Source organism: Enterobacter sp. PL_is514, from assembly GCF_055816715.1.
In genome coordinates this window covers 1-16,328 of record NZ_JBVPGN010000021.1, presented here as the reverse complement: position 1 = coordinate 16,328, position 16,328 = coordinate 1, and the positions used below count along the sequence as shown (strand labels likewise).

General features: G+C 51.5%; 25 protein-coding genes. 19 read left to right on the top strand and 6 right to left on the bottom strand.

The genetic code is table 11. The features are described 5' to 3' along the window. Positions 1 to 7: 7 nt before the first annotated feature. The 13 genes from rpsE to AC0TNG_RS00540 all read left to right on the top strand — a co-directional run bounded on the left by rpsE (position 8) and on the right by AC0TNG_RS00540 (position 6,825). Positions 8 to 508 carry a 30S ribosomal protein S5 gene (gene rpsE, locus AC0TNG_RS00600; RefSeq protein ID WP_003863299.1) on the top strand — a complete coding sequence of 167 codons (501 nt, stop codon included), beginning with the start codon at positions 8 to 10 and terminating at the stop codon, positions 506 to 508. A gap of 6 nt (positions 509 to 514) precedes the next feature. Continuing rightward, positions 515 to 694 carry a 50S ribosomal protein L30 gene (gene rpmD / locus AC0TNG_RS00595; RefSeq protein WP_003863301.1) on the top strand — a complete coding sequence of 60 codons (180 nt, stop codon included), beginning with the start codon at positions 515 to 517 and terminating at the stop codon, positions 692 to 694. A 3-nt stretch (positions 695 to 697) separates the two neighbouring features. Then, on the top strand, positions 698 to 1,132 hold the full coding sequence (gene rplO, locus AC0TNG_RS00590; protein WP_003863304.1) for a 50S ribosomal protein L15: 435 nt from the start codon (positions 698 to 700) through the stop codon (positions 1,130 to 1,132). Positions 1,133 to 1,139: 7 nt separating this feature from the next. Next, complete coding sequence (gene secY, locus AC0TNG_RS00585; protein ID WP_003863305.1) at positions 1,140 to 2,471, top strand: preprotein translocase subunit SecY; 1,332 nt, start codon at positions 1,140 to 1,142, stop codon at positions 2,469 to 2,471. A gap of 31 nt (positions 2,472 to 2,502) precedes the next feature. Further along, on the top strand, positions 2,503 to 2,619 hold the full coding sequence (gene rpmJ / locus AC0TNG_RS00580; RefSeq protein ID WP_000868187.1) for a 50S ribosomal protein L36: 117 nt from the start codon (positions 2,503 to 2,505) through the stop codon (positions 2,617 to 2,619). Between the two features lie 146 nt (positions 2,620 to 2,765). After that, positions 2,766 to 3,122: a 30S ribosomal protein S13 gene (rpsM, locus tag AC0TNG_RS00575; protein WP_003863308.1), complete on the top strand. Its 357-nt coding sequence runs from the start codon at positions 2,766 to 2,768 to the stop codon at positions 3,120 to 3,122. Positions 3,123 to 3,138: 16 nt separating this feature from the next. Next, complete coding sequence (gene rpsK / locus AC0TNG_RS00570) at positions 3,139 to 3,528, top strand: 30S ribosomal protein S11 (RefSeq protein WP_003863312.1); 390 nt, start codon at positions 3,139 to 3,141, stop codon at positions 3,526 to 3,528. A 33-nt stretch (positions 3,529 to 3,561) separates the two neighbouring features. Beyond that, the gene (rpsD, locus tag AC0TNG_RS00565) at positions 3,562 to 4,182 is read left to right on the top strand and encodes a 30S ribosomal protein S4 (RefSeq protein ID WP_004868345.1); all 621 of its coding nucleotides are present in this window, start codon (positions 3,562 to 3,564) and stop codon (positions 4,180 to 4,182) included. Between the two features lie 25 nt (positions 4,183 to 4,207). After that, a complete protein-coding gene (locus tag AC0TNG_RS00560) occupies positions 4,208 to 5,197 on the top strand; it encodes a DNA-directed RNA polymerase subunit alpha (RefSeq protein WP_002919219.1) in 990 nt (329 codons plus the stop codon). Between the two features lie 40 nt (positions 5,198 to 5,237). Next, entirely contained in the window at positions 5,238 to 5,621 is a 384-nt protein-coding gene (gene rplQ / locus AC0TNG_RS00555) for a 50S ribosomal protein L17 (protein ID WP_001216368.1), read from the top strand. Positions 5,622 to 5,728: 107 nt separating this feature from the next. Then, positions 5,729 to 6,097 carry a DnaJ family domain-containing protein gene (locus AC0TNG_RS00550; RefSeq protein ID WP_024909664.1) on the top strand — a complete coding sequence of 123 codons (369 nt, stop codon included), beginning with the start codon at positions 5,729 to 5,731 and terminating at the stop codon, positions 6,095 to 6,097. 2 nt (positions 6,098 to 6,099) lie between these two features. Continuing rightward, positions 6,100 to 6,525, top strand: a complete 426-nt coding sequence (zntR, locus tag AC0TNG_RS00545) for a Zn(2+)-responsive transcriptional regulator (RefSeq protein ID WP_024909663.1) — start codon at positions 6,100 to 6,102, stop codon at positions 6,523 to 6,525. Positions 6,526 to 6,582: 57 nt separating this feature from the next. Next, entirely contained in the window at positions 6,583 to 6,825 is a 243-nt protein-coding gene (locus tag AC0TNG_RS00540) for an alternative ribosome-rescue factor A (RefSeq protein ID WP_032647903.1), read from the top strand. Here the strand turns inward: AC0TNG_RS00540 and mscL are convergent. The 5 genes from mscL to def form a co-directional block, all read right to left on the bottom strand. Then, positions 6,799 to 7,209 carry a large-conductance mechanosensitive channel protein MscL gene (gene mscL / locus AC0TNG_RS00535; protein ID WP_025759210.1) on the bottom strand — a complete coding sequence of 137 codons (411 nt, stop codon included), beginning with the start codon at positions 7,207 to 7,209 and terminating at the stop codon, positions 6,799 to 6,801. The genes AC0TNG_RS00540 and mscL overlap by 27 nt on opposite strands. 146 nt (positions 7,210 to 7,355) lie before the next feature. Next, the gene (trkA, locus tag AC0TNG_RS00530; RefSeq protein WP_008503482.1) at positions 7,356 to 8,732 is read right to left on the bottom strand and encodes a Trk system potassium transporter TrkA; all 1,377 of its coding nucleotides are present in this window, start codon (positions 8,730 to 8,732) and stop codon (positions 7,356 to 7,358) included. A 22-nt stretch (positions 8,733 to 8,754) separates the two neighbouring features. Then, a complete protein-coding gene (gene rsmB, locus AC0TNG_RS00525) occupies positions 8,755 to 10,041 on the bottom strand; it encodes a 16S rRNA (cytosine(967)-C(5))-methyltransferase RsmB (protein WP_024909660.1) in 1,287 nt (428 codons plus the stop codon). A gap of 52 nt (positions 10,042 to 10,093) precedes the next feature. Continuing rightward, the gene (gene fmt / locus AC0TNG_RS00520; protein WP_473701753.1) at positions 10,094 to 11,041 is read right to left on the bottom strand and encodes a methionyl-tRNA formyltransferase; all 948 of its coding nucleotides are present in this window, start codon (positions 11,039 to 11,041) and stop codon (positions 10,094 to 10,096) included. Positions 11,042 to 11,066: 25 nt separating this feature from the next. After that, complete coding sequence (gene def, locus AC0TNG_RS00515; RefSeq protein WP_008503479.1) at positions 11,067 to 11,576, bottom strand: peptide deformylase; 510 nt, start codon at positions 11,574 to 11,576, stop codon at positions 11,067 to 11,069. A 127-nt stretch (positions 11,577 to 11,703) separates the two neighbouring features. Between def and dprA the strand changes: the two genes are divergently transcribed. Genes dprA through AC0TNG_RS00485 form a run of 6 tightly spaced genes read left to right on the top strand, consistent with a single transcriptional unit; the run spans position 11,704 to position 15,487 of the window. After that, on the top strand, positions 11,704 to 12,828 hold the full coding sequence (gene dprA / locus AC0TNG_RS00510) for a DNA-protecting protein DprA (protein WP_032647909.1): 1,125 nt from the start codon (positions 11,704 to 11,706) through the stop codon (positions 12,826 to 12,828). After that, complete coding sequence (gene smg, locus AC0TNG_RS00505) at positions 12,800 to 13,273, top strand: DUF494 family protein Smg (protein ID WP_008503477.1); 474 nt, start codon at positions 12,800 to 12,802, stop codon at positions 13,271 to 13,273. Before dprA ends, smg begins: the two co-directional genes overlap by 29 nt. Before the next feature lie 26 nt (positions 13,274 to 13,299). Continuing rightward, the gene (locus tag AC0TNG_RS00500) at positions 13,300 to 13,854 is read left to right on the top strand and encodes a DNA topoisomerase family protein (protein WP_473712416.1); all 555 of its coding nucleotides are present in this window, start codon (positions 13,300 to 13,302) and stop codon (positions 13,852 to 13,854) included. Continuing rightward, positions 13,847 to 14,419 carry an L-threonylcarbamoyladenylate synthase type 1 TsaC gene (gene tsaC / locus AC0TNG_RS00495; RefSeq protein ID WP_370884622.1) on the top strand — a complete coding sequence of 191 codons (573 nt, stop codon included), beginning with the start codon at positions 13,847 to 13,849 and terminating at the stop codon, positions 14,417 to 14,419. Before AC0TNG_RS00500 ends, tsaC begins: the two co-directional genes overlap by 8 nt. Before the next feature lie 4 nt (positions 14,420 to 14,423). Further along, complete coding sequence (gene aroE, locus AC0TNG_RS00490; protein ID WP_061716393.1) at positions 14,424 to 15,242, top strand: shikimate dehydrogenase; 819 nt, start codon at positions 14,424 to 14,426, stop codon at positions 15,240 to 15,242. Then, complete coding sequence (locus AC0TNG_RS00485; RefSeq protein ID WP_023309442.1) at positions 15,239 to 15,487, top strand: DUF1488 family protein; 249 nt, start codon at positions 15,239 to 15,241, stop codon at positions 15,485 to 15,487. Before aroE ends, AC0TNG_RS00485 begins: the two co-directional genes overlap by 4 nt. Here the strand turns inward: AC0TNG_RS00485 and AC0TNG_RS00480 are convergent. Continuing rightward, positions 15,463 to 16,017 (bottom strand): gamma carbonic anhydrase family protein, encoded by a 555-nt coding sequence (locus AC0TNG_RS00480; RefSeq protein ID WP_024909655.1) that lies wholly within the window; start codon positions 16,015 to 16,017, stop codon positions 15,463 to 15,465. The genes AC0TNG_RS00485 and AC0TNG_RS00480 overlap by 25 nt on opposite strands. Positions 16,018 to 16,328: the final 311 nt, after the last annotated feature.

Genomic DNA, 16,328 nt, shown 5'->3' with positions numbered 1-16,328 from the left:
GTGTAAGATGGCTCACATCGAAAAACAGGCTGGCGAACTGCAGGAAAAGCTGATCGCGGTAAACCGCGTATCTAAAACCGTTAAAGGTGGTCGTATTTTCTCCTTCACAGCTCTGACTGTAGTAGGCGATGGTAACGGTCGCGTTGGTTTTGGTTACGGTAAAGCGCGTGAAGTTCCAGCAGCGATCCAGAAAGCGATGGAAAAAGCCCGTCGCAACATGATTAACGTCGCGCTGAACAACGGCACCCTGCAGCACCCAGTTAAAGGTGTTCACACGGGTTCTCGTGTATTCATGCAGCCAGCTTCAGAAGGTACCGGTATCATCGCCGGTGGTGCAATGCGCGCCGTTCTGGAAGTTGCTGGGGTTCATAACGTTCTGGCTAAAGCATATGGTTCCACCAACCCGATCAACGTGGTTCGTGCAACTATTGATGGCCTGGAAAATATGAATTCTCCAGAAATGGTCGCTGCCAAGCGTGGTAAATCCGTTGAAGAAATTCTGGGGTAATTGACCATGGCAAAGACTATTAAAATCACTCAAACCCGCAGTGCAATCGGTCGTCTGCCGAAACACAAGGCAACGCTGCTTGGCCTGGGTCTGCGTCGTATTGGTCATACCGTTGAGCGCGAGGATACTCCTGCTGTTCGTGGTATGGTCAACGCGGTTTACTTCATGGTTAAAGTTGAGGAGTAAGAGATGCGTTTAAATACTCTGTCTCCGGCCGAAGGCTCTAAAAAGGCGGGTAAACGCCTGGGTCGTGGTATCGGTTCTGGCCTCGGCAAAACCGGTGGTCGTGGTCACAAAGGTCAGAACTCTCGTTCTGGCGGTGGCGTACGTCGCGGTTTCGAGGGTGGCCAGATGCCACTGTACCGTCGTCTGCCGAAGTTCGGCTTCACCTCTCGCAAAGCAGCGATCACAGCGGAAATCCGTCTGTCTGACCTGGCGAAAGTTGAAGGCGGCGTTGTAGACCTGAACACGCTGAAAGCAGCAAACATTATCGGTATCCAGATCGAGTTCGCGAAAGTGATCCTGGCTGGTGAAGTTTCTACTCCGGTAACTGTTCGTGGCCTGCGTGTTACTAAAGGTGCTCGTGCTGCTATCGAAGCTGCTGGCGGTAAAATTGAGGAATAAGTAGCAGATGGCTAAGCAACCGGGATTAGATTTTCAAAGTGCCAAAGGTGGATTTGGCGAGCTGAAACGCAGACTGCTGTTTGTTATCGGCGCGCTGATTGTGTTCCGTATTGGCTCTTTTATTCCGATCCCTGGTATCGATGCCGCTGTACTTGCCAAACTGCTTGAGCAACAGCGAGGCACCATCATTGAAATGTTCAACATGTTCTCTGGTGGTGCTCTCAGCCGTGCTTCTATCTTCGCATTGGGTATTATGCCGTACATTTCGGCATCTATTATTATCCAGCTGCTGACGGTCGTTCATCCGGCCCTGGCAGAGTTGAAGAAAGAAGGGGAGTCTGGACGTCGTAAGATTAGTCAGTACACCCGTTACGGTACTCTGGTGCTGGCAATATTCCAGTCGATCGGTATTGCTACCGGTCTGCCGAATATGCCTGGTATGCAGGGCCTGGTGTTAAACCCGGGCTTTGCATTCTACTTCACCGCTGTTGTAAGTCTGGTCACAGGGACTATGTTCCTGATGTGGCTCGGCGAACAGATTACTGAGCGTGGTATCGGTAACGGTATCTCAATCATTATCTTCGCCGGTATTGTTGCGGGCCTCCCGCCAGCCATCGCCCATACTATTGAGCAAGCGCGTCAAGGCGACCTGCACTTCCTCCTGTTGCTGTTGGTTGCAGTATTAGTATTTGCAGTGACGTTCTTTGTTGTCTTCGTTGAACGTGGTCAACGCCGCATTGTGGTGAACTACGCTAAACGTCAGCAGGGTCGTCGTGTCTATGCTGCACAGAGCACACATTTACCGCTGAAAGTGAACATGGCGGGGGTTATCCCGGCTATCTTCGCTTCCAGTATTATTCTGTTCCCGGCGACCATCGCGTCATGGTTCGGGGGCGGTACTGGTTGGAACTGGCTGACAACAATTTCGCTGTATTTGCAGCCTGGGCAACCACTTTATGTGTTACTCTATGCGTCTGCGATCATCTTCTTCTGTTTCTTCTACACGGCGTTGGTCTTCAACCCGCGTGAAACAGCAGATAACCTGAAGAAGTCCGGTGCATTTGTACCAGGAATTCGTCCGGGAGAGCAAACGGCGAAGTATATCGATAAAGTAATGACTCGCCTGACTTTGGTTGGTGCGCTTTATATTACTTTTATCTGCCTGATCCCGGAGTTCATGCGTGATGCAATGAAAGTACCGTTCTACTTCGGTGGGACCTCACTGCTTATCGTTGTTGTCGTGATTATGGACTTTATGGCTCAAGTGCAAACTCTGATGATGTCCAGTCAGTACGAGTCTGCATTGAAGAAGGCGAACCTGAAAGGCTACGGCCGCTAAATGGTCGCCTGAGAAGTTACGGAGAGTAAAAATGAAAGTTCGTGCTTCCGTCAAGAAATTATGCCGTAACTGCAAAATCGTTAAGCGTGATGGTGTCATCCGTGTGATTTGCAGTGCCGAGCCGAAGCATAAACAGCGCCAAGGCTGATTATTTCGCATATTTTTCTTGCAAAGTTGGGTTGAGCTGGCTAGATTAGCCAGCCAATCTTTTGTATGTCTGTACGTTTCCATTTGAGTATCCTGAAAACGGGCTTTTCAGCATGGTGCGTACATATTAAATAGTAGGAGTGCATAGTGGCCCGTATAGCAGGCATTAACATTCCTGATCAGAAACATGCTGTGATCGCATTAACTTCGATCTACGGCGTCGGCAAGACCCGTTCTAAAGCCATTCTGGCTGCAGCGGGTATCGCTGAAGATGTTAAGATCAGTGAGCTGTCTGAAGAACAAATCGACACGCTGCGTGACGAAGTTGCCAAATTTGTCGTTGAAGGTGATCTGCGCCGTGAAATCAGCATGAGCATCAAGCGCCTGATGGATCTTGGTTGCTATCGCGGTTTGCGTCATCGTCGTGGTCTGCCAGTGCGCGGTCAGCGTACTAAGACCAACGCACGTACCCGTAAGGGTCCGCGCAAACCGATCAAGAAATAATCGGGGTGATTGAATAATGGCAAAGGCACCAGTTCGTGCACGTAAACGTGTAAGAAAACAAGTCTCTGACGGCGTGGCTCATATCCATGCTTCTTTCAACAACACCATCGTTACTATTACTGATCGTCAGGGTAACGCATTGGGTTGGGCAACAGCCGGTGGTTCCGGTTTCCGTGGTTCTCGCAAATCCACTCCGTTCGCAGCTCAGGTTGCAGCAGAGCGTTGCGCAGAAGCCGTAAAAGAATACGGCATCAAGAATCTGGAAGTTATGGTTAAAGGTCCGGGTCCGGGTCGTGAATCTACTGTTCGCGCTCTGAACGCCGCTGGTTTCCGCATCACGAATATTACTGATGTGACTCCGATCCCTCATAACGGTTGTCGTCCGCCGAAAAAACGTCGCGTATAACGCTCCGTTTTTTAGGTTAGTTGGAGATAGAAAATGGCAAGATATTTGGGTCCTAAGCTCAAGCTGAGCCGTCGTGAGGGCACCGACTTATTCCTTAAGTCTGGCGTTCGCGCGATCGATACCAAGTGTAAAATTGAACAAGCTCCTGGCCAGCACGGTGCGCGTAAACCGCGTCTGTCTGACTATGGTGTGCAGTTGCGTGAAAAGCAAAAAGTTCGCCGTATGTACGGTGTGCTGGAGCGTCAGTTCCGTAACTACTATAAAGAAGCAGCACGTCTGAAAGGCAACACAGGTGAAAACCTGCTCGCTCTGCTGGAAGGTCGTCTGGACAACGTTGTATACCGTATGGGCTTCGGCGCTACTCGTGCTGAATCACGTCAGCTGGTTAGCCACAAAGCAATCATGGTAAACGGTCGTGTTGTTAACATCGCTTCTTATCAGGTTAAAGCGAATGACGTTGTTAGCATTCGTGAGAAAGCGAAAAAGCAATCTCGCGTGAAGGCCGCTCTGGAGCTGGCTGAGCAGCGTGAAAAGCCAACCTGGCTGGAAGTTGATGCTGGCAAGATGGAAGGTACGTTCAAGCGTCAGCCAGAACGTTCTGATCTGTCTGCGGACATTAACGAACACCTGATCGTCGAGCTTTACTCCAAGTAAAGCTTAGTACCAAAGAGAGGACACAATGCAGGGTTCTGTGACAGAGTTTCTAAAACCGCGCCTGGTAGATATCGAGCAAGTGAGTTCGACGCACGCCAAGGTGACCCTTGAGCCTTTAGAGCGTGGCTTTGGCCATACTCTGGGTAACGCACTGCGCCGTATTCTGCTCTCATCGATGCCGGGTTGCGCGGTGACCGAGGTTGAGATTGATGGTGTACTTCATGAGTACAGCACCAAAGAAGGCGTTCAGGAAGATATCCTTGAAATCCTGCTCAACCTGAAAGGGCTGGCGGTGAGAGTTCAGGGTAAAGATGAAGTTATTCTTACTCTGAATAAATCTGGCATTGGCCCTGTGACTGCAGCCGACATCACCCACGACGGTGATGTTGAAATCGTCAAGCCGCAGCACGTGATCTGCCACCTGACCGATGAGAACGCAGCTATTAGCATGCGTATCAAAGTTCAGCGCGGTCGTGGTTATGTGCCGGCTTCTGCCCGAATTCATTCGGAAGAAGATGAGCGCCCAATCGGCCGTCTGCTGGTCGACGCATGCTATAGCCCTGTAGAGCGTATTGCCTACAATGTTGAAGCAGCGCGTGTAGAACAGCGTACCGACCTGGACAAGCTGGTCATCGAAATGGAAACCAACGGCACAATCGATCCTGAAGAGGCGATTCGTCGTGCGGCAACCATCCTGGCAGAACAACTGGAAGCTTTCGTTGACTTACGTGATGTACGTCAGCCTGAAGTGAAAGAAGAGAAACCAGAATTCGATCCGATCCTGCTGCGCCCTGTTGACGATCTCGAATTGACTGTCCGCTCTGCTAACTGCCTCAAGGCAGAAGCTATCCACTATATCGGTGATCTGGTACAGCGTACCGAGGTTGAGTTGCTGAAAACGCCGAACCTGGGTAAAAAATCTCTTACTGAGATTAAAGACGTGCTGGCTTCACGTGGTCTGTCTCTGGGCATGCGCCTGGAAAACTGGCCACCGGCAAGCATTGCTGACGAGTAACCGGATCACAGGTTAAGGTTTTACTGAGAAGGATAAGGTCATGCGCCATCGTAAGAGTGGTCGTCAACTGAACCGCAACAGCAGCCATCGCCAGGCTATGTTCCGCAACATGGCAGGTTCACTGGTTCGTCATGAGATCATCAAGACGACCCTGCCTAAAGCGAAAGAGCTGCGTCGCGTAGTTGAGCCGCTGATTACTCTTGCCAAGACTGACAGCGTTGCTAATCGTCGTCTGGCATTCGCCCGTACTCGTGATAACGAGATCGTGGCAAAACTGTTTAACGAACTGGGCCCGCGTTTCGCGAGCCGTGCCGGTGGTTACACTCGCATTCTGAAGTGTGGTTTCCGTGCAGGCGACAACGCGCCGATGGCTTACATCGAGCTGGTTGATCGTTCAGAGAAAGCAGAAGCTGCTGCAGAGTAATCTGTAGTAACGTAAAAAAACCCGCTCCGGCGGGTTTTTTTATATCCGCGATATCCCCACTTCTCTACAATGTCTGTATCAATTCTGTTCATTCCCTGGAGCTGGTAATGTGGTTGCTCGACCAGTGGGCAGAACGCCATATTCGCGATGCCCAAAATAAAGGTGAATTCGACGATCTCCCGGGAAGCGGCGAACCCCTTGTGCTCGACGATGATTCGCACATTGCGCCTGAACTGCGAGCTGGATACCGTTTACTGAAAAACGCGGGCTGTCTCCCTCCGGAGCTCGAACAGCGCAGAGAGGCTGTTGAACTGGCCGATCTTCTCAACGGTATCCGTCAGGACGATCCGCGACATTCTGAACTGAGCCGCCGTCTCGCCCTGCTTGAACTCAAGCTGCGCCAGGCTGGGATGAACACTGATTTTCTGCGCGGTGAATACGGTGAAAGATTGATGCAGAGAATAAACGAGGAGTAGTTATGTACCGTATTGGTGAACTTGCGAAGCTTGCGAACGTTACGCCGGATACCATCCGTTATTACGAAAAGCAGCAGATGATCGATCATGAAGTTCGTACTGAAGGAGGCTTTCGACTTTATACCGATAACGATCTTCAGCGCCTGCGATTTATTCGTTATGCGCGTCAGCTCGGCTTCACGCTGGATTCGATCCGCGAGTTATTATCGATCCGCATCGATCCGGAACATCACACCTGCCAGGAATCTAAAAGCATTGTGCAGGCCCGGCTGGATGAAGTTGAAGCACGCATCCAGGAGCTTCAAACCATGCAGCGCTCTTTGCAAAGGCTGAATGATGCCTGCTGCGGTACGGCCCACAGCAGTATTTACTGTTCAATTCTCGAAGCCCTTGAACAGGGAGCGAGTGGAGAAACCGAGGGCTGTTGATTTTTAGTCCATCAGGATCTAGACTCCCGTCGTCATAAACCATGCTCAGGAGAATTTATGAGCCGCTATCAGCACACGAAAGGACAGATAAAAGACAATGCCATTGAGGCGTTACTTCACGACCCGTTATTCAGGCAGCGCGTTGAGAAGAATAAAAAAGGGAAAGGAAGTTATCTGCGTAAAGACAAACATGAAAAACGGGGTAACTGGGAGGCCAGTGGCAAGCAAGCGAATCGCTTATTTACCACTGGCCTTTCTGCTTTAAGCTTTCGATTAAACGCGGTTATTCTGTTCTTTTAACAGATCGCGGATCTCACTCAGCAGCACTTCTTCTTTCGTTGGTGCAGGTGCAGCAGCCGGCTCTTCTTTTTTACGGTTCAGCTTGTTGATCAGCTTGATAGCCATAAAAATTGCAAACGCCACAATCACGAAATCAAATACGTTCTGAATAAATACGCCGTAGTGCATTACTACTGCCGGAACATCACCCTGCGCTTCACGCAGTGTGAAAGCGAATTGTTTGAAATCAATGCCCCCGATTAACAACCCTAATGGTGGCATGATAATGTCGGCCACTAATGATGAAACAATCTTGCCGAATGCTGCACCGATAATGACACCCACTGCCAAATCCACCACGTTCCCGCGCATCGCAAATTCGCGAAATTCTTTAATAAAACTCATTGTTCTCTCCTTGTGCCAGCTGACGAGTATAAGTTTAACAAATGATTAGCCAATTGCCATTCGGGATAATTAAACGTTATGAAAAATAAAAGGCACAGAAATGAAAAGGATAAAGTGCGGGTGCTCTTTCTCGAGCACCCTACTCTTTAAAGGAAGAATGGACTTGGCTGGAATAAACGCTCGACGTCGGTAATAAACTTTTTATCCGTAAGGAACATAATAACGTGATCGCCTTGCTCAATACGTAAATTGTCATTGGCAATCATGACGTCATTTCCGCGCACAACGGCGCCGATGATCGTGCCTGGCGGCAGCTTAATTTCGTCGATCGACCGGCCCACGACGCGTGATGTGGTTTCATCTCCATGTGCCACGGCTTCAATGGCTTCCGCTACGCCGCGGCGGAGCGATGACACACCGACAATATCCGCTTTACGAACATGGCTCAGGAGCGCGGAAATTGTCGCCTGCTGCGGCGAAATGGCAATATCAATAACGCTACCCTGGACCAGATCGACATACGCCTTGCGCTGGATAAGCACCATGACCTTCTTTGCACCCATACGCTTGGCGAGCATGGCGGACATTATATTCGCCTCGTCGTCGTTGGTGACGGCAATAAAAAGATCAACTTGATCAATATGCTCTTCAGCCAGCAACTCCTGATCAGACGCATCGCCATAAAATACGATCGTATTTTGCAGTTTTTCCGCCAGTTCAGCAGCACGCTGCTGATCGCGCTCGATCAATTTTACGCTGTAATCTTTTTCTAACCGATGTGCCAGGCCTGCACCGATATTGCCGCCGCCGACCAGCATAATGCGTTTATAGGGTTTTTCGAGACGCTGAAGTTCACTCATTACGGCACGAATATGCTGTGAGGCCGCAATAAAGAAGACCTCATCACCTGCTTCGACAATCGTGGAGCCTTGCGGGCGGATTGGCCTGTCGTGACGGAAAATGGCTGCGACGCGCGTATCGATATGCGGCATGTGCTCGCGCATGGTAGAAAGCGCATTGCCGATCAATGGTCCACCGTAATAAGCCTTAACCACTGCCAGACTCACTTTACCCTCGGCAAAGTTCACCACCTGCAGGGCGCCCGGATATTCGATCAGGCGATAGATATTGTCGATAACCAGCTGTTCCGGTGCGATGAGATGGTCAATAGGGACCGCTTCGGAATTAAACAGTTTCTCAGCATCGCGAACATAGTCCGGAGAGCGAATGCGCGCGATTCGGTTTGGCGTGTTGAAAAGCGAGTAGGCCACCTGACAGGCCACCATATTGGTTTCGTCAGAACTGGTTACCGCAACCAGCATGTCGGCATCGTCGGCACCCGCCTCACGAAGAACCCGTGGGTGAGAACCATGACCCTGCACCACGCGCAGGTCAAACTTGTCCTGTAAGACACGCAGACGATCGCCGTTGGTATCGACTATGGTGATGTCGTTGTTTTCGCCCACCAGGTTTTCCGCCAGCGTTCCGCCAACCTGTCCTGCACCCAGAATGATAATCTTCATATCTCGTGACCTGTTCTCAACATCACTCTTTGATTAGCTTAGCGTAAAAGAAGCCATCACCCTCTTCGGCACCCGGCAGGTTCTGCAGACCCGGGGATTCAGGCGTTCCCGTATCGCGCAGCGCGGCGTCCGGGGTACGTTTAAGGAAGGCCGCGATTTGCTGGCTGTTTTCTTCCGGCAGTACGGAGCAGGTTGCATAGACCAGCGTTCCGCCAGGTTTGAGATGCGGCCAGATGGCGTCGAGAATGTCGGACTGCAGCTGGGCAAGTTCGTTAATATCACGATCGCGACGCAGCCACTTGATGTCCGGATGACGACGAATAACGCCGGTTGCAGAGCAGGGAGCATCCAGCAAAATGCGATCGAATTGCGTTTCACCACACCATTCTGCGGGTTTGCGTCCATCGCCTTGCTTAACCTGAGCCTTCATGCCCAGACGCTTGAGGTTGTCGTAGACGCGTGAAAGACGCTGTTCATCGACGTCCACCGCCATCACGCTGGCCTGCGGAGCCACTTCAAGAATATGCGTCGTTTTGCCCCCTGGTGCGGCGCAGAGATCGAGGATCTGCTCACCGTTTTGGGGTTCAAGCCAGGTCATGCAACCCTGGGCAGAAGCATCCTGTACCGTTACCCAACCCTCTTCGAAACCCGGTAGTGCATGTACCGGAGCGGGGGAGGCTAAACGTACGGCATCAGGGTATGCAGCGTGAGTGAAACCACTCATTCCAGCTTCTTCGAGTAATGCCAGCCATGCGTCACGGGTGTGGTGATTACGATTCACGCGTAACCACATTGGCGGACGCTGGTTGTTGGCATCGGCAATGTCCTGCCACCGCTGCGGATAAGCTTTTTTCAGCCGCTTCAACAGCCAGTCCGGATGCAGGAAGCGTGCTTCGTTTTGGGCAAATTCAGCCAGAAGCTCATCCTGCTGTCGTTGGAACTGACGCAGTACACCGTTGATCAGCCCTTTCAACTGAGGGCGTTTAATCGCAACGGCGCCTTCCACCGTCTCAGCCAGCGCGGCATGAGGTGGGATGCGGGTATGAAGAAGCTGATAAAAACCCACCATAATCAAATAGTGTACGGTGCGCTGCTTGCCTGTCATTGGGCGTGACATCAGCTTGTTAATCAACCACTCAAGCTGAGAAAGCGTGCGCAGAACGCCAAAGCAGAGCTCCTGAAGCAGGGCTTTGTCTTTATCAGAGACTTTTTGCTGCAGGGGAGGCAGGACGTTACTCAATGACTGGCCCTGCTCGATAACCTGCTCAACGGCCTGAGCCGCCATACTGCGTAGATTTTGTTTTTTCATAACCGTAAAAATAAAAATGCCCGGAAACACCGGGCCTTAAGAATAAATTTGCTCAGGCAAGACGCTTGCCCGGAATAAACCATTCGCGACGGGAATTTAACAGATCCTGAGCGCTCATGGCCTTCTTACCGGCCGGTTGTAGCGATTCAAGATTCAGGATCCCTTGCGCAGTCGCCACCTGGATCCCGTTCTTGTTGGCGTCAACAATCGTACCGGGTTCAGCCGTGGTAGTACCGCTAATGACGGAGGCTTTCCAGACTTTCACTGGCTGCTCATCAATCTCCATCCAGCTCATTGGCCACGGATTAAAAGCGCGGATGCAGCGTTCAAGTTGAGCGGCCGACAGGGACCAGTCGATCCGCGCTTCTTCTTTGCTCAGTTTTTCGGCATACGTCACCAGCGCGTCACCCTGAACTTCCGGTTTTGCCGTATTGTCAGCAAGCTGCTGAAGCGTCTCGATAAGACCTTGTGGGCCAAGGTCTGCCAGTTTGTCATACAGCGTGGCGCTGGTATCGTCTGGCGTAATGGGGCAGGCCAGTTTATACAGCATGTCGCCGGTGTCTAAACCTACGTCCATCTTCATGATGGTCACGCCCGTTTCGGCATCACCCGCCCACAGCGAGCGCTGGATAGGTGCTGCACCACGCCAGCGTGGGAGCAGAGACCCATGCACGTTGATACAACCCAGGCGCGGCATATCAAGCACAGCTTTTGGCAGAATTAAACCGTAAGCCACCACCACCATTACGTCGGCATTCAGGTCAGCAACCAGCTGCTGATTTTCCTGCGGGCGCAGCGATGCAGGCTGAAAAACAGGAAGCCCATGCTCTTCTGCCAGCACCTTGACCGGGCTCGGCATCAGTTTTTTGCCGCGACCTGCAGGACGGTCCGGCTGGGTAAAGACGCCAACAACCTGGTGACCAGACGATAGCAGCGCGTCAAGGTGACGCGCTGCAAAATCAGGGGTTCCCGCGAAGATAATACGTAGTGTTTTAGACACGATGATCCTTGTATCCGGGGGGACGTTATGCGCGAGAACGCAAACGATCCAGTTTCTCTACTTTCTGACGAATACGCTGCTGTTTCAGCGGCGAGAGGTAATCGATAAACAGTTTACCGACCAGGTGATCCATCTCATGCTGAATACAAATCGCCAGCAGGTCGTCTGCTTCCAGTTCGAACGGATTACCGTCACGATCCAGGGCGCGAATTTTCACTTTTTCAGCACGCGGCACTAACGCACGCTGTTCAGGAATAGACAGACAGCCTTCCTCGATACCGGTTTCGCCACTCTTTTCGAGCAACTCAGGGTTAATCAGCACCAGACGTCCATCGCGATTTTCAGAAACATCAATCACGATAATACGCTTGTGAATGTCCACCTGCGTCGCCGCCAGGCCAATGCCTTCTTCGGCGTACATGGTATCGAACATATCATCAACGATACGCTGGATTTCTGCATTCACTTCTTTGACCGGTTCAGCGACGATGCGAAGGCGCTCGTCCGGAATATGTAACACTTGCAAAACTGCCATAAATTTCCAGAGTCGTGTTCAGGAGTTGATAAGAATACTACCTCTATTCTAGACAAATCCCCCATCGATTGACAGCATCAGTGACCAATCGCAATGATTGCGGAGGCCGCTTATGGCAGGGGAAAGGATGACGCCAATCGAGATATGGCTACGGCTTATGCACACAGGTTCTCTGTGTGGTGATGTCATGGTGGAAGCGGCTGCACGACTGCAGAGGCAGGAAGGCATCGACATGCTTGCCTTAAGAAATGCTGGACTGACAGCAAAGCAGGCTGAACGATTCTTTGCGTTCAATGAGAGTGAGCTGGAACGTAGCCTGAAATGGCTTGAGCAGCCGGGACATCATTTATTAACGGCCAATCATTCCCTTTATCCCCCTCTACTCCGCACAATCCCTGACTATCCCGGGGCATTATTCATAAAAGGTAACCCTGAGACGCTTAAAACTGTTCAGCTGGCGGTGGTAGGCAGTCGTGCGCCGTCATGGTACGGCGAGCGATGGGGGAAAATCCTGTGCGAACAACTTTCACAAAGTGGTTTCACGATTACCAGCGGGCTGGCCTGTGGTATTGATGGCGTTGCCCACGGAGCGGCGCTGTCAGTTAAAGGACGAAGTGTCGCGGTGCTGGGGAATGGTCTTTTTAGCATTTATCCACGCCGACATCAGGCATTGGCGATGCGGCTTATTGAGTCTGACGGCGCGATAGTGTCTGAATTTCCGCTTTCCGCACAGCCCAGACCGGCAAACTTTCCGCGTCGTAATCGCATTATCAGCGGGCTTAGCAAAGGTGTGCTGGTGGTTGAAGCCGCGCTGCGAAGCGGTTCACTGGTCACGGCGCGATGCGCGCTGGAACAGGGACGAGAAGTCTTCGCCTTGCCTGGTCCGATAGGCAACCCCGGATGCGAGGGGCCCCACTGGCTGATTAAGCAAGGGGCAACACCGGTAACGGAAGTAGGGGATATTCTTGAAAATTTGCAATATGGGCTGCAATGGCTGCAGGAAGATCCCGAAAAGCGACAATATTCATCAGATCAGGGAAAGGTGGCATTGCCATTTCCCAAGCTCCTGGCTAACGTAGGAGATGAGGTAACACCTGTTGACGTTGTCGCTGAACGTGCCGGCCAACCTGTGCCAGTAACGGTAGCACAGCTACTCGAACTGGAGTTAGCAGGGTGGATCGCAGCTGTACCCGGCGGCTATGTCCGATTAAGGAGGGCATGCCATGTTCGACGTACTGATGTATTTGTTTGAGACTTACATCCATAACGAAGCAGAAATGCGAGTGGATCAGGACAAATTGACACAGGATCTTACCGATGCGGGGTTTGAGCGGGAAGATATCTATAATGCGTTGATGTGGCTGGAAAAACTGGCTGATTATCAGGAAGGCCTCGCCGAACCGATGCAGCTTGCTTCTGACCCATTGTCAGTACGCATTTATACCGCAGAAGAGTGTGAAAGGCTGGACGCCAGCTGCCGGGGGTTCATCTTATTCCTTGAGCAGATTCAGGTGCTGAACCTCGAAACGAGAGAAATGGTGATAGAGCGCGTCATGGCGCTGGATACAGCAGAATTTGAACTGGAAGATCTCAAGTGGGTGATCCTGATGGTTCTGTTTAATATCCCGGGCTGTGAAAATGCCTATCAACAAATGGAAGAATTACTCTTTGAAGTGAATGAAGGTATGCTGCACTAATTCAATGTGCAGCACCAAGAGTTGTTATGGCCAAATCAGCACTATTCACGGTGCATAAAAACGAGCCCTGCCCGCAGTGCGGGGCTGAACTTGTTATTCGGTCCGGGAAACACGGCCCGTTTCTCGGTTGTTCACACTATCCGGAATGTGATTATGTCCGTCCCCTGAAAAGCCAGGCGGATGGACATATCGTTAAAATTCTGGAGGGGCAGTCTTGTCCAGTCTGCGGTGGTGAATTAGCCCTGCGTCAGGGGCGTTTCGGCATGTTTATTGGATGTAGTCGCTACCCGGAATGCGAGCATACGGAACAAATTGATAAGCCTGATGAAACGGCAATTGCCTGCCCTCAGTGTCAGCGCGGTCAGCTGGTACAGCGCCGTTCCCGTTATGGTAAGACCTTTCATTCGTGCGATCGCTACCCTGACTGCCAGTTCGTTATCAATTTTAAGCCGGTAGCGGGAATCTGCCCTCATTGCAATTATCCGCTACTGGTAGAGAAGAAAACCGCGCAAGGCATGAAACGCTTCTGCGCCAGTAAACAATGTGGAAAGCCGGTTACGGCGGATCAAAATAGTGAATAATAACCTGCCATCAGGCTCCATTGCGCATGCACTGGATGTTCTGAAAAATGAAGAAGTCATCGCCTATCCAACTGAAGCTGTTTTTGGGGTCGGTTGCGATCCTGACAGCGAGACGGCTGTGAGCCGTCTGCTTGCCTTAAAACAAAGACCCGTCGAGAAAGGGCTGATTTTGATCGCTGCGAATTACGAGCAGCTTAAACCCTATATAGATGACTCCATGCTGACGCCAGCGCAGCGCGAGACGATCTTCTCCGCGTGGCCTGGACCGGTGACCTTCGTCTTCCCTGCGCAGCCGACAACGCCGCGCTGGTTAACCGGACGCTTTGATTCCCTCGCCGTTCGCGTCACTGACCATCCGCTGGTGGTTGAGCTTTGTCTGGCGTTTGGTAAACCGCTGGTCTCAACCAGCGCCAACCTGACCGGATTGCCACCTTGTCGGACAACCGAAGAAGTGCTGGCGCAGTTCGGGAATGACTTCCCTGTTGCTGTCGGTGAAACGGGAGGGCGTCTGAATCCGTCTGAAATTCGCGACGCTTTAACCGGCGAACGTTTTCGCCAGGGGTAATCTCATGGAAACCTATGCTGTTTTTGGTAATCCGATTGCACACAGCAAATCACCGTTGATTCATCAGCAATTTGCGAAGCAGCTGCAGATAAATCATCCCTATGGTCGCGTACTGGCACCGGTGGATGCATTTATTCCAACGCTGGAGGCTTTTTTCGCCGCGGGCGGTAAAGGTGCGAATGTGACGGTCCCGTTTAAAGAAGAAGCCTTCGAACGTGCGGATGAGCTGACTGAGCGCGCTTCACTGGCTGGTGCAGTCAATACTCTTAAATGGCTTGAGGATGGTCGCCTTTTGGGGGATAACACCGACGGAATTGGTTTACTTAGCGATCTGGAACGACTTTCATTTATTAAGCCCGGGTTCCGGGTCCTGCTGATTGGTGCGGGCGGCGCATCGCGGGGAGTACTGTTGCCTCTGCTTTCACTGGACTGTGCGGTGACCATTACCAACAGAACCTTTTCCCGTGCAGAAGCGCTGGCGGCGTTGTTTGCGCATACCGGTAGCGTGAGCGCAGTAGCGCTTGACGATCTTGCCGATCGTGAGTTCGATCTTGTCATTAATGCCACGTCCAGCGGCATCAATGGTGAGATCCCGGCAATCCCCGCTTCTCTGGTCAGCGCGCATATGTACTTCTATGACATGTTTTATCAGAAAGGGAAGACGCCTTTCCTTAACTGGTGTGAACAACACGGCGCGAAACAGTTAGCCGATGGACTGGGAATGCTGGTGGGTCAGGCTGCGCATGCGGTGCTGCTCTGGCACGGCGTGTTGCCTGCGGTCGAACCTGTCATTGAAAAGTTAAAGCAGGAACTTTCAGCGTGAACCAGGCTATTCATTTCCCGGACAGAGAGAGCTGGGATGAGAGTAAACAAGCGGTTTGTTTTCCGGTGCTGGTGCAGGGTATGCAACTTACCTGTGCCATTCATGGGGAAACGCTGCTGCGTCGTTTTGGCGGTTCAAACCCGATAGCGGTATTTTGCGAAAATCGCTGGGATCTGGAAGAGGAAGCCAGCGATTTAATCCGCGAACAGCAGGAAGACGATCAGGGCTGGGTTTGGTTGTCCTGATCCAGATACTCATTCTTCCACGTAACGTAGTTGTTCGCTGAGTATTTTAACCCTTCGATCTCTGCCTCCTTCAGGGGGCGGATCTGTTTTACCGGGCTTCCCAGATAGAGATAGCCGCTCTCCAGCCGTTTGTTCTGCGGGACCAGGCTACCGGCACCAATCATTACGTCATCTTCTACTATGACGCCATCCAGCAAAATCGACCCCATGCCAACAAGGACGCGATTTCCGATCGTGCAGCCGTGAAGCATCACTTTATGGCCGACGGTAACCTCTTCTCCAATGATGAGGGGATTGCCCTCCGGGTTATAGGAGGATTTGTGCGTGACATGCAGAACGCTACCGTCCTGAATGTTGGTACGTGCACCAATCGACACATAGTTAACATCACCCCTGATGGCGACGAGCGGCCAGATGCTGACATCATCGGCCATTCGGACATCACCAATCACCACGCTGCTGGCATCGATCATCACGCGATCGCCTTTTTGGGGGAACAGATCTTTATAAGGACGTAATACTGCGGGCATATCTACCTCTAACAATGGGCGCTATACAGAAGACTTTGATCATATTTTGGGATCGAGGCAAGGCAAAATACGTCAATATTTAAGCAGATCGGGCGGGATTTCAGCGAAAAGCGCGGAAAATCAGCAGTCGGAAAAAAAGATCTAAAAAATACTTGTGCTAAAAAATGGGATCCCTATAATGCGCCTCCATCGACACGGCGGATGTGAATCACTTCACAAACAACCCGGTCGGTTGAAGAGAAAAAATCCTGAAATAACGGGTTGACTCTGAAAGAGGAAAGCGTAATATACGCCACCTCGCAACGGTGAGC

Coding starts and splice junctions, on each gene's coding strand:
- AC0TNG_RS00480 (WP_024909655.1), bottom strand. CDS start 16,017: ATGCCCGCAGTATTACGTCCTTATAAAGATCTGTTCCCCCAAAAAGGC.
- AC0TNG_RS00550 (WP_024909664.1), top strand. CDS start 5,729: ATGTGGTTGCTCGACCAGTGGGCAGAACGCCATATTCGCGATGCCCAA.
- rplO (WP_003863304.1), top strand. CDS start 698: ATGCGTTTAAATACTCTGTCTCCGGCCGAAGGCTCTAAAAAGGCGGGT.
- AC0TNG_RS00500 (WP_473712416.1), top strand. CDS start 13,300: ATGGCCAAATCAGCACTATTCACGGTGCATAAAAACGAGCCCTGCCCG.
- smg (WP_008503477.1), top strand. CDS start 12,800: ATGTTCGACGTACTGATGTATTTGTTTGAGACTTACATCCATAACGAA.
- trkA (WP_008503482.1), bottom strand. CDS start 8,732: ATGAAGATTATCATTCTGGGTGCAGGACAGGTTGGCGGAACGCTGGCG.
- rplQ (WP_001216368.1), top strand. CDS start 5,238: ATGCGCCATCGTAAGAGTGGTCGTCAACTGAACCGCAACAGCAGCCAT.
- aroE (WP_061716393.1), top strand. CDS start 14,424: ATGGAAACCTATGCTGTTTTTGGTAATCCGATTGCACACAGCAAATCA.
- rpmJ (WP_000868187.1), top strand. CDS start 2,503: ATGAAAGTTCGTGCTTCCGTCAAGAAATTATGCCGTAACTGCAAAATC.
- rpsK (WP_003863312.1), top strand. CDS start 3,139: ATGGCAAAGGCACCAGTTCGTGCACGTAAACGTGTAAGAAAACAAGTC.
- def (WP_008503479.1), bottom strand. CDS start 11,576: ATGGCAGTTTTGCAAGTGTTACATATTCCGGACGAGCGCCTTCGCATC.
- mscL (WP_025759210.1), bottom strand. CDS start 7,209: ATGAGTTTTATTAAAGAATTTCGCGAATTTGCGATGCGCGGGAACGTG.
- AC0TNG_RS00560 (WP_002919219.1), top strand. CDS start 4,208: ATGCAGGGTTCTGTGACAGAGTTTCTAAAACCGCGCCTGGTAGATATC.
- rsmB (WP_024909660.1), bottom strand. CDS start 10,041: ATGAAAAAACAAAATCTACGCAGTATGGCGGCTCAGGCCGTTGAGCAG.
- secY (WP_003863305.1), top strand. CDS start 1,140: ATGGCTAAGCAACCGGGATTAGATTTTCAAAGTGCCAAAGGTGGATTT.
- rpmD (WP_003863301.1), top strand. CDS start 515: ATGGCAAAGACTATTAAAATCACTCAAACCCGCAGTGCAATCGGTCGT.
- rpsE (WP_003863299.1), top strand. CDS start 8: ATGGCTCACATCGAAAAACAGGCTGGCGAACTGCAGGAAAAGCTGATC.
- dprA (WP_032647909.1), top strand. CDS start 11,704: ATGACGCCAATCGAGATATGGCTACGGCTTATGCACACAGGTTCTCTG.
- zntR (WP_024909663.1), top strand. CDS start 6,100: ATGTACCGTATTGGTGAACTTGCGAAGCTTGCGAACGTTACGCCGGAT.
- AC0TNG_RS00540 (WP_032647903.1), top strand. CDS start 6,583: ATGAGCCGCTATCAGCACACGAAAGGACAGATAAAAGACAATGCCATT.
- rpsD (WP_004868345.1), top strand. CDS start 3,562: ATGGCAAGATATTTGGGTCCTAAGCTCAAGCTGAGCCGTCGTGAGGGC.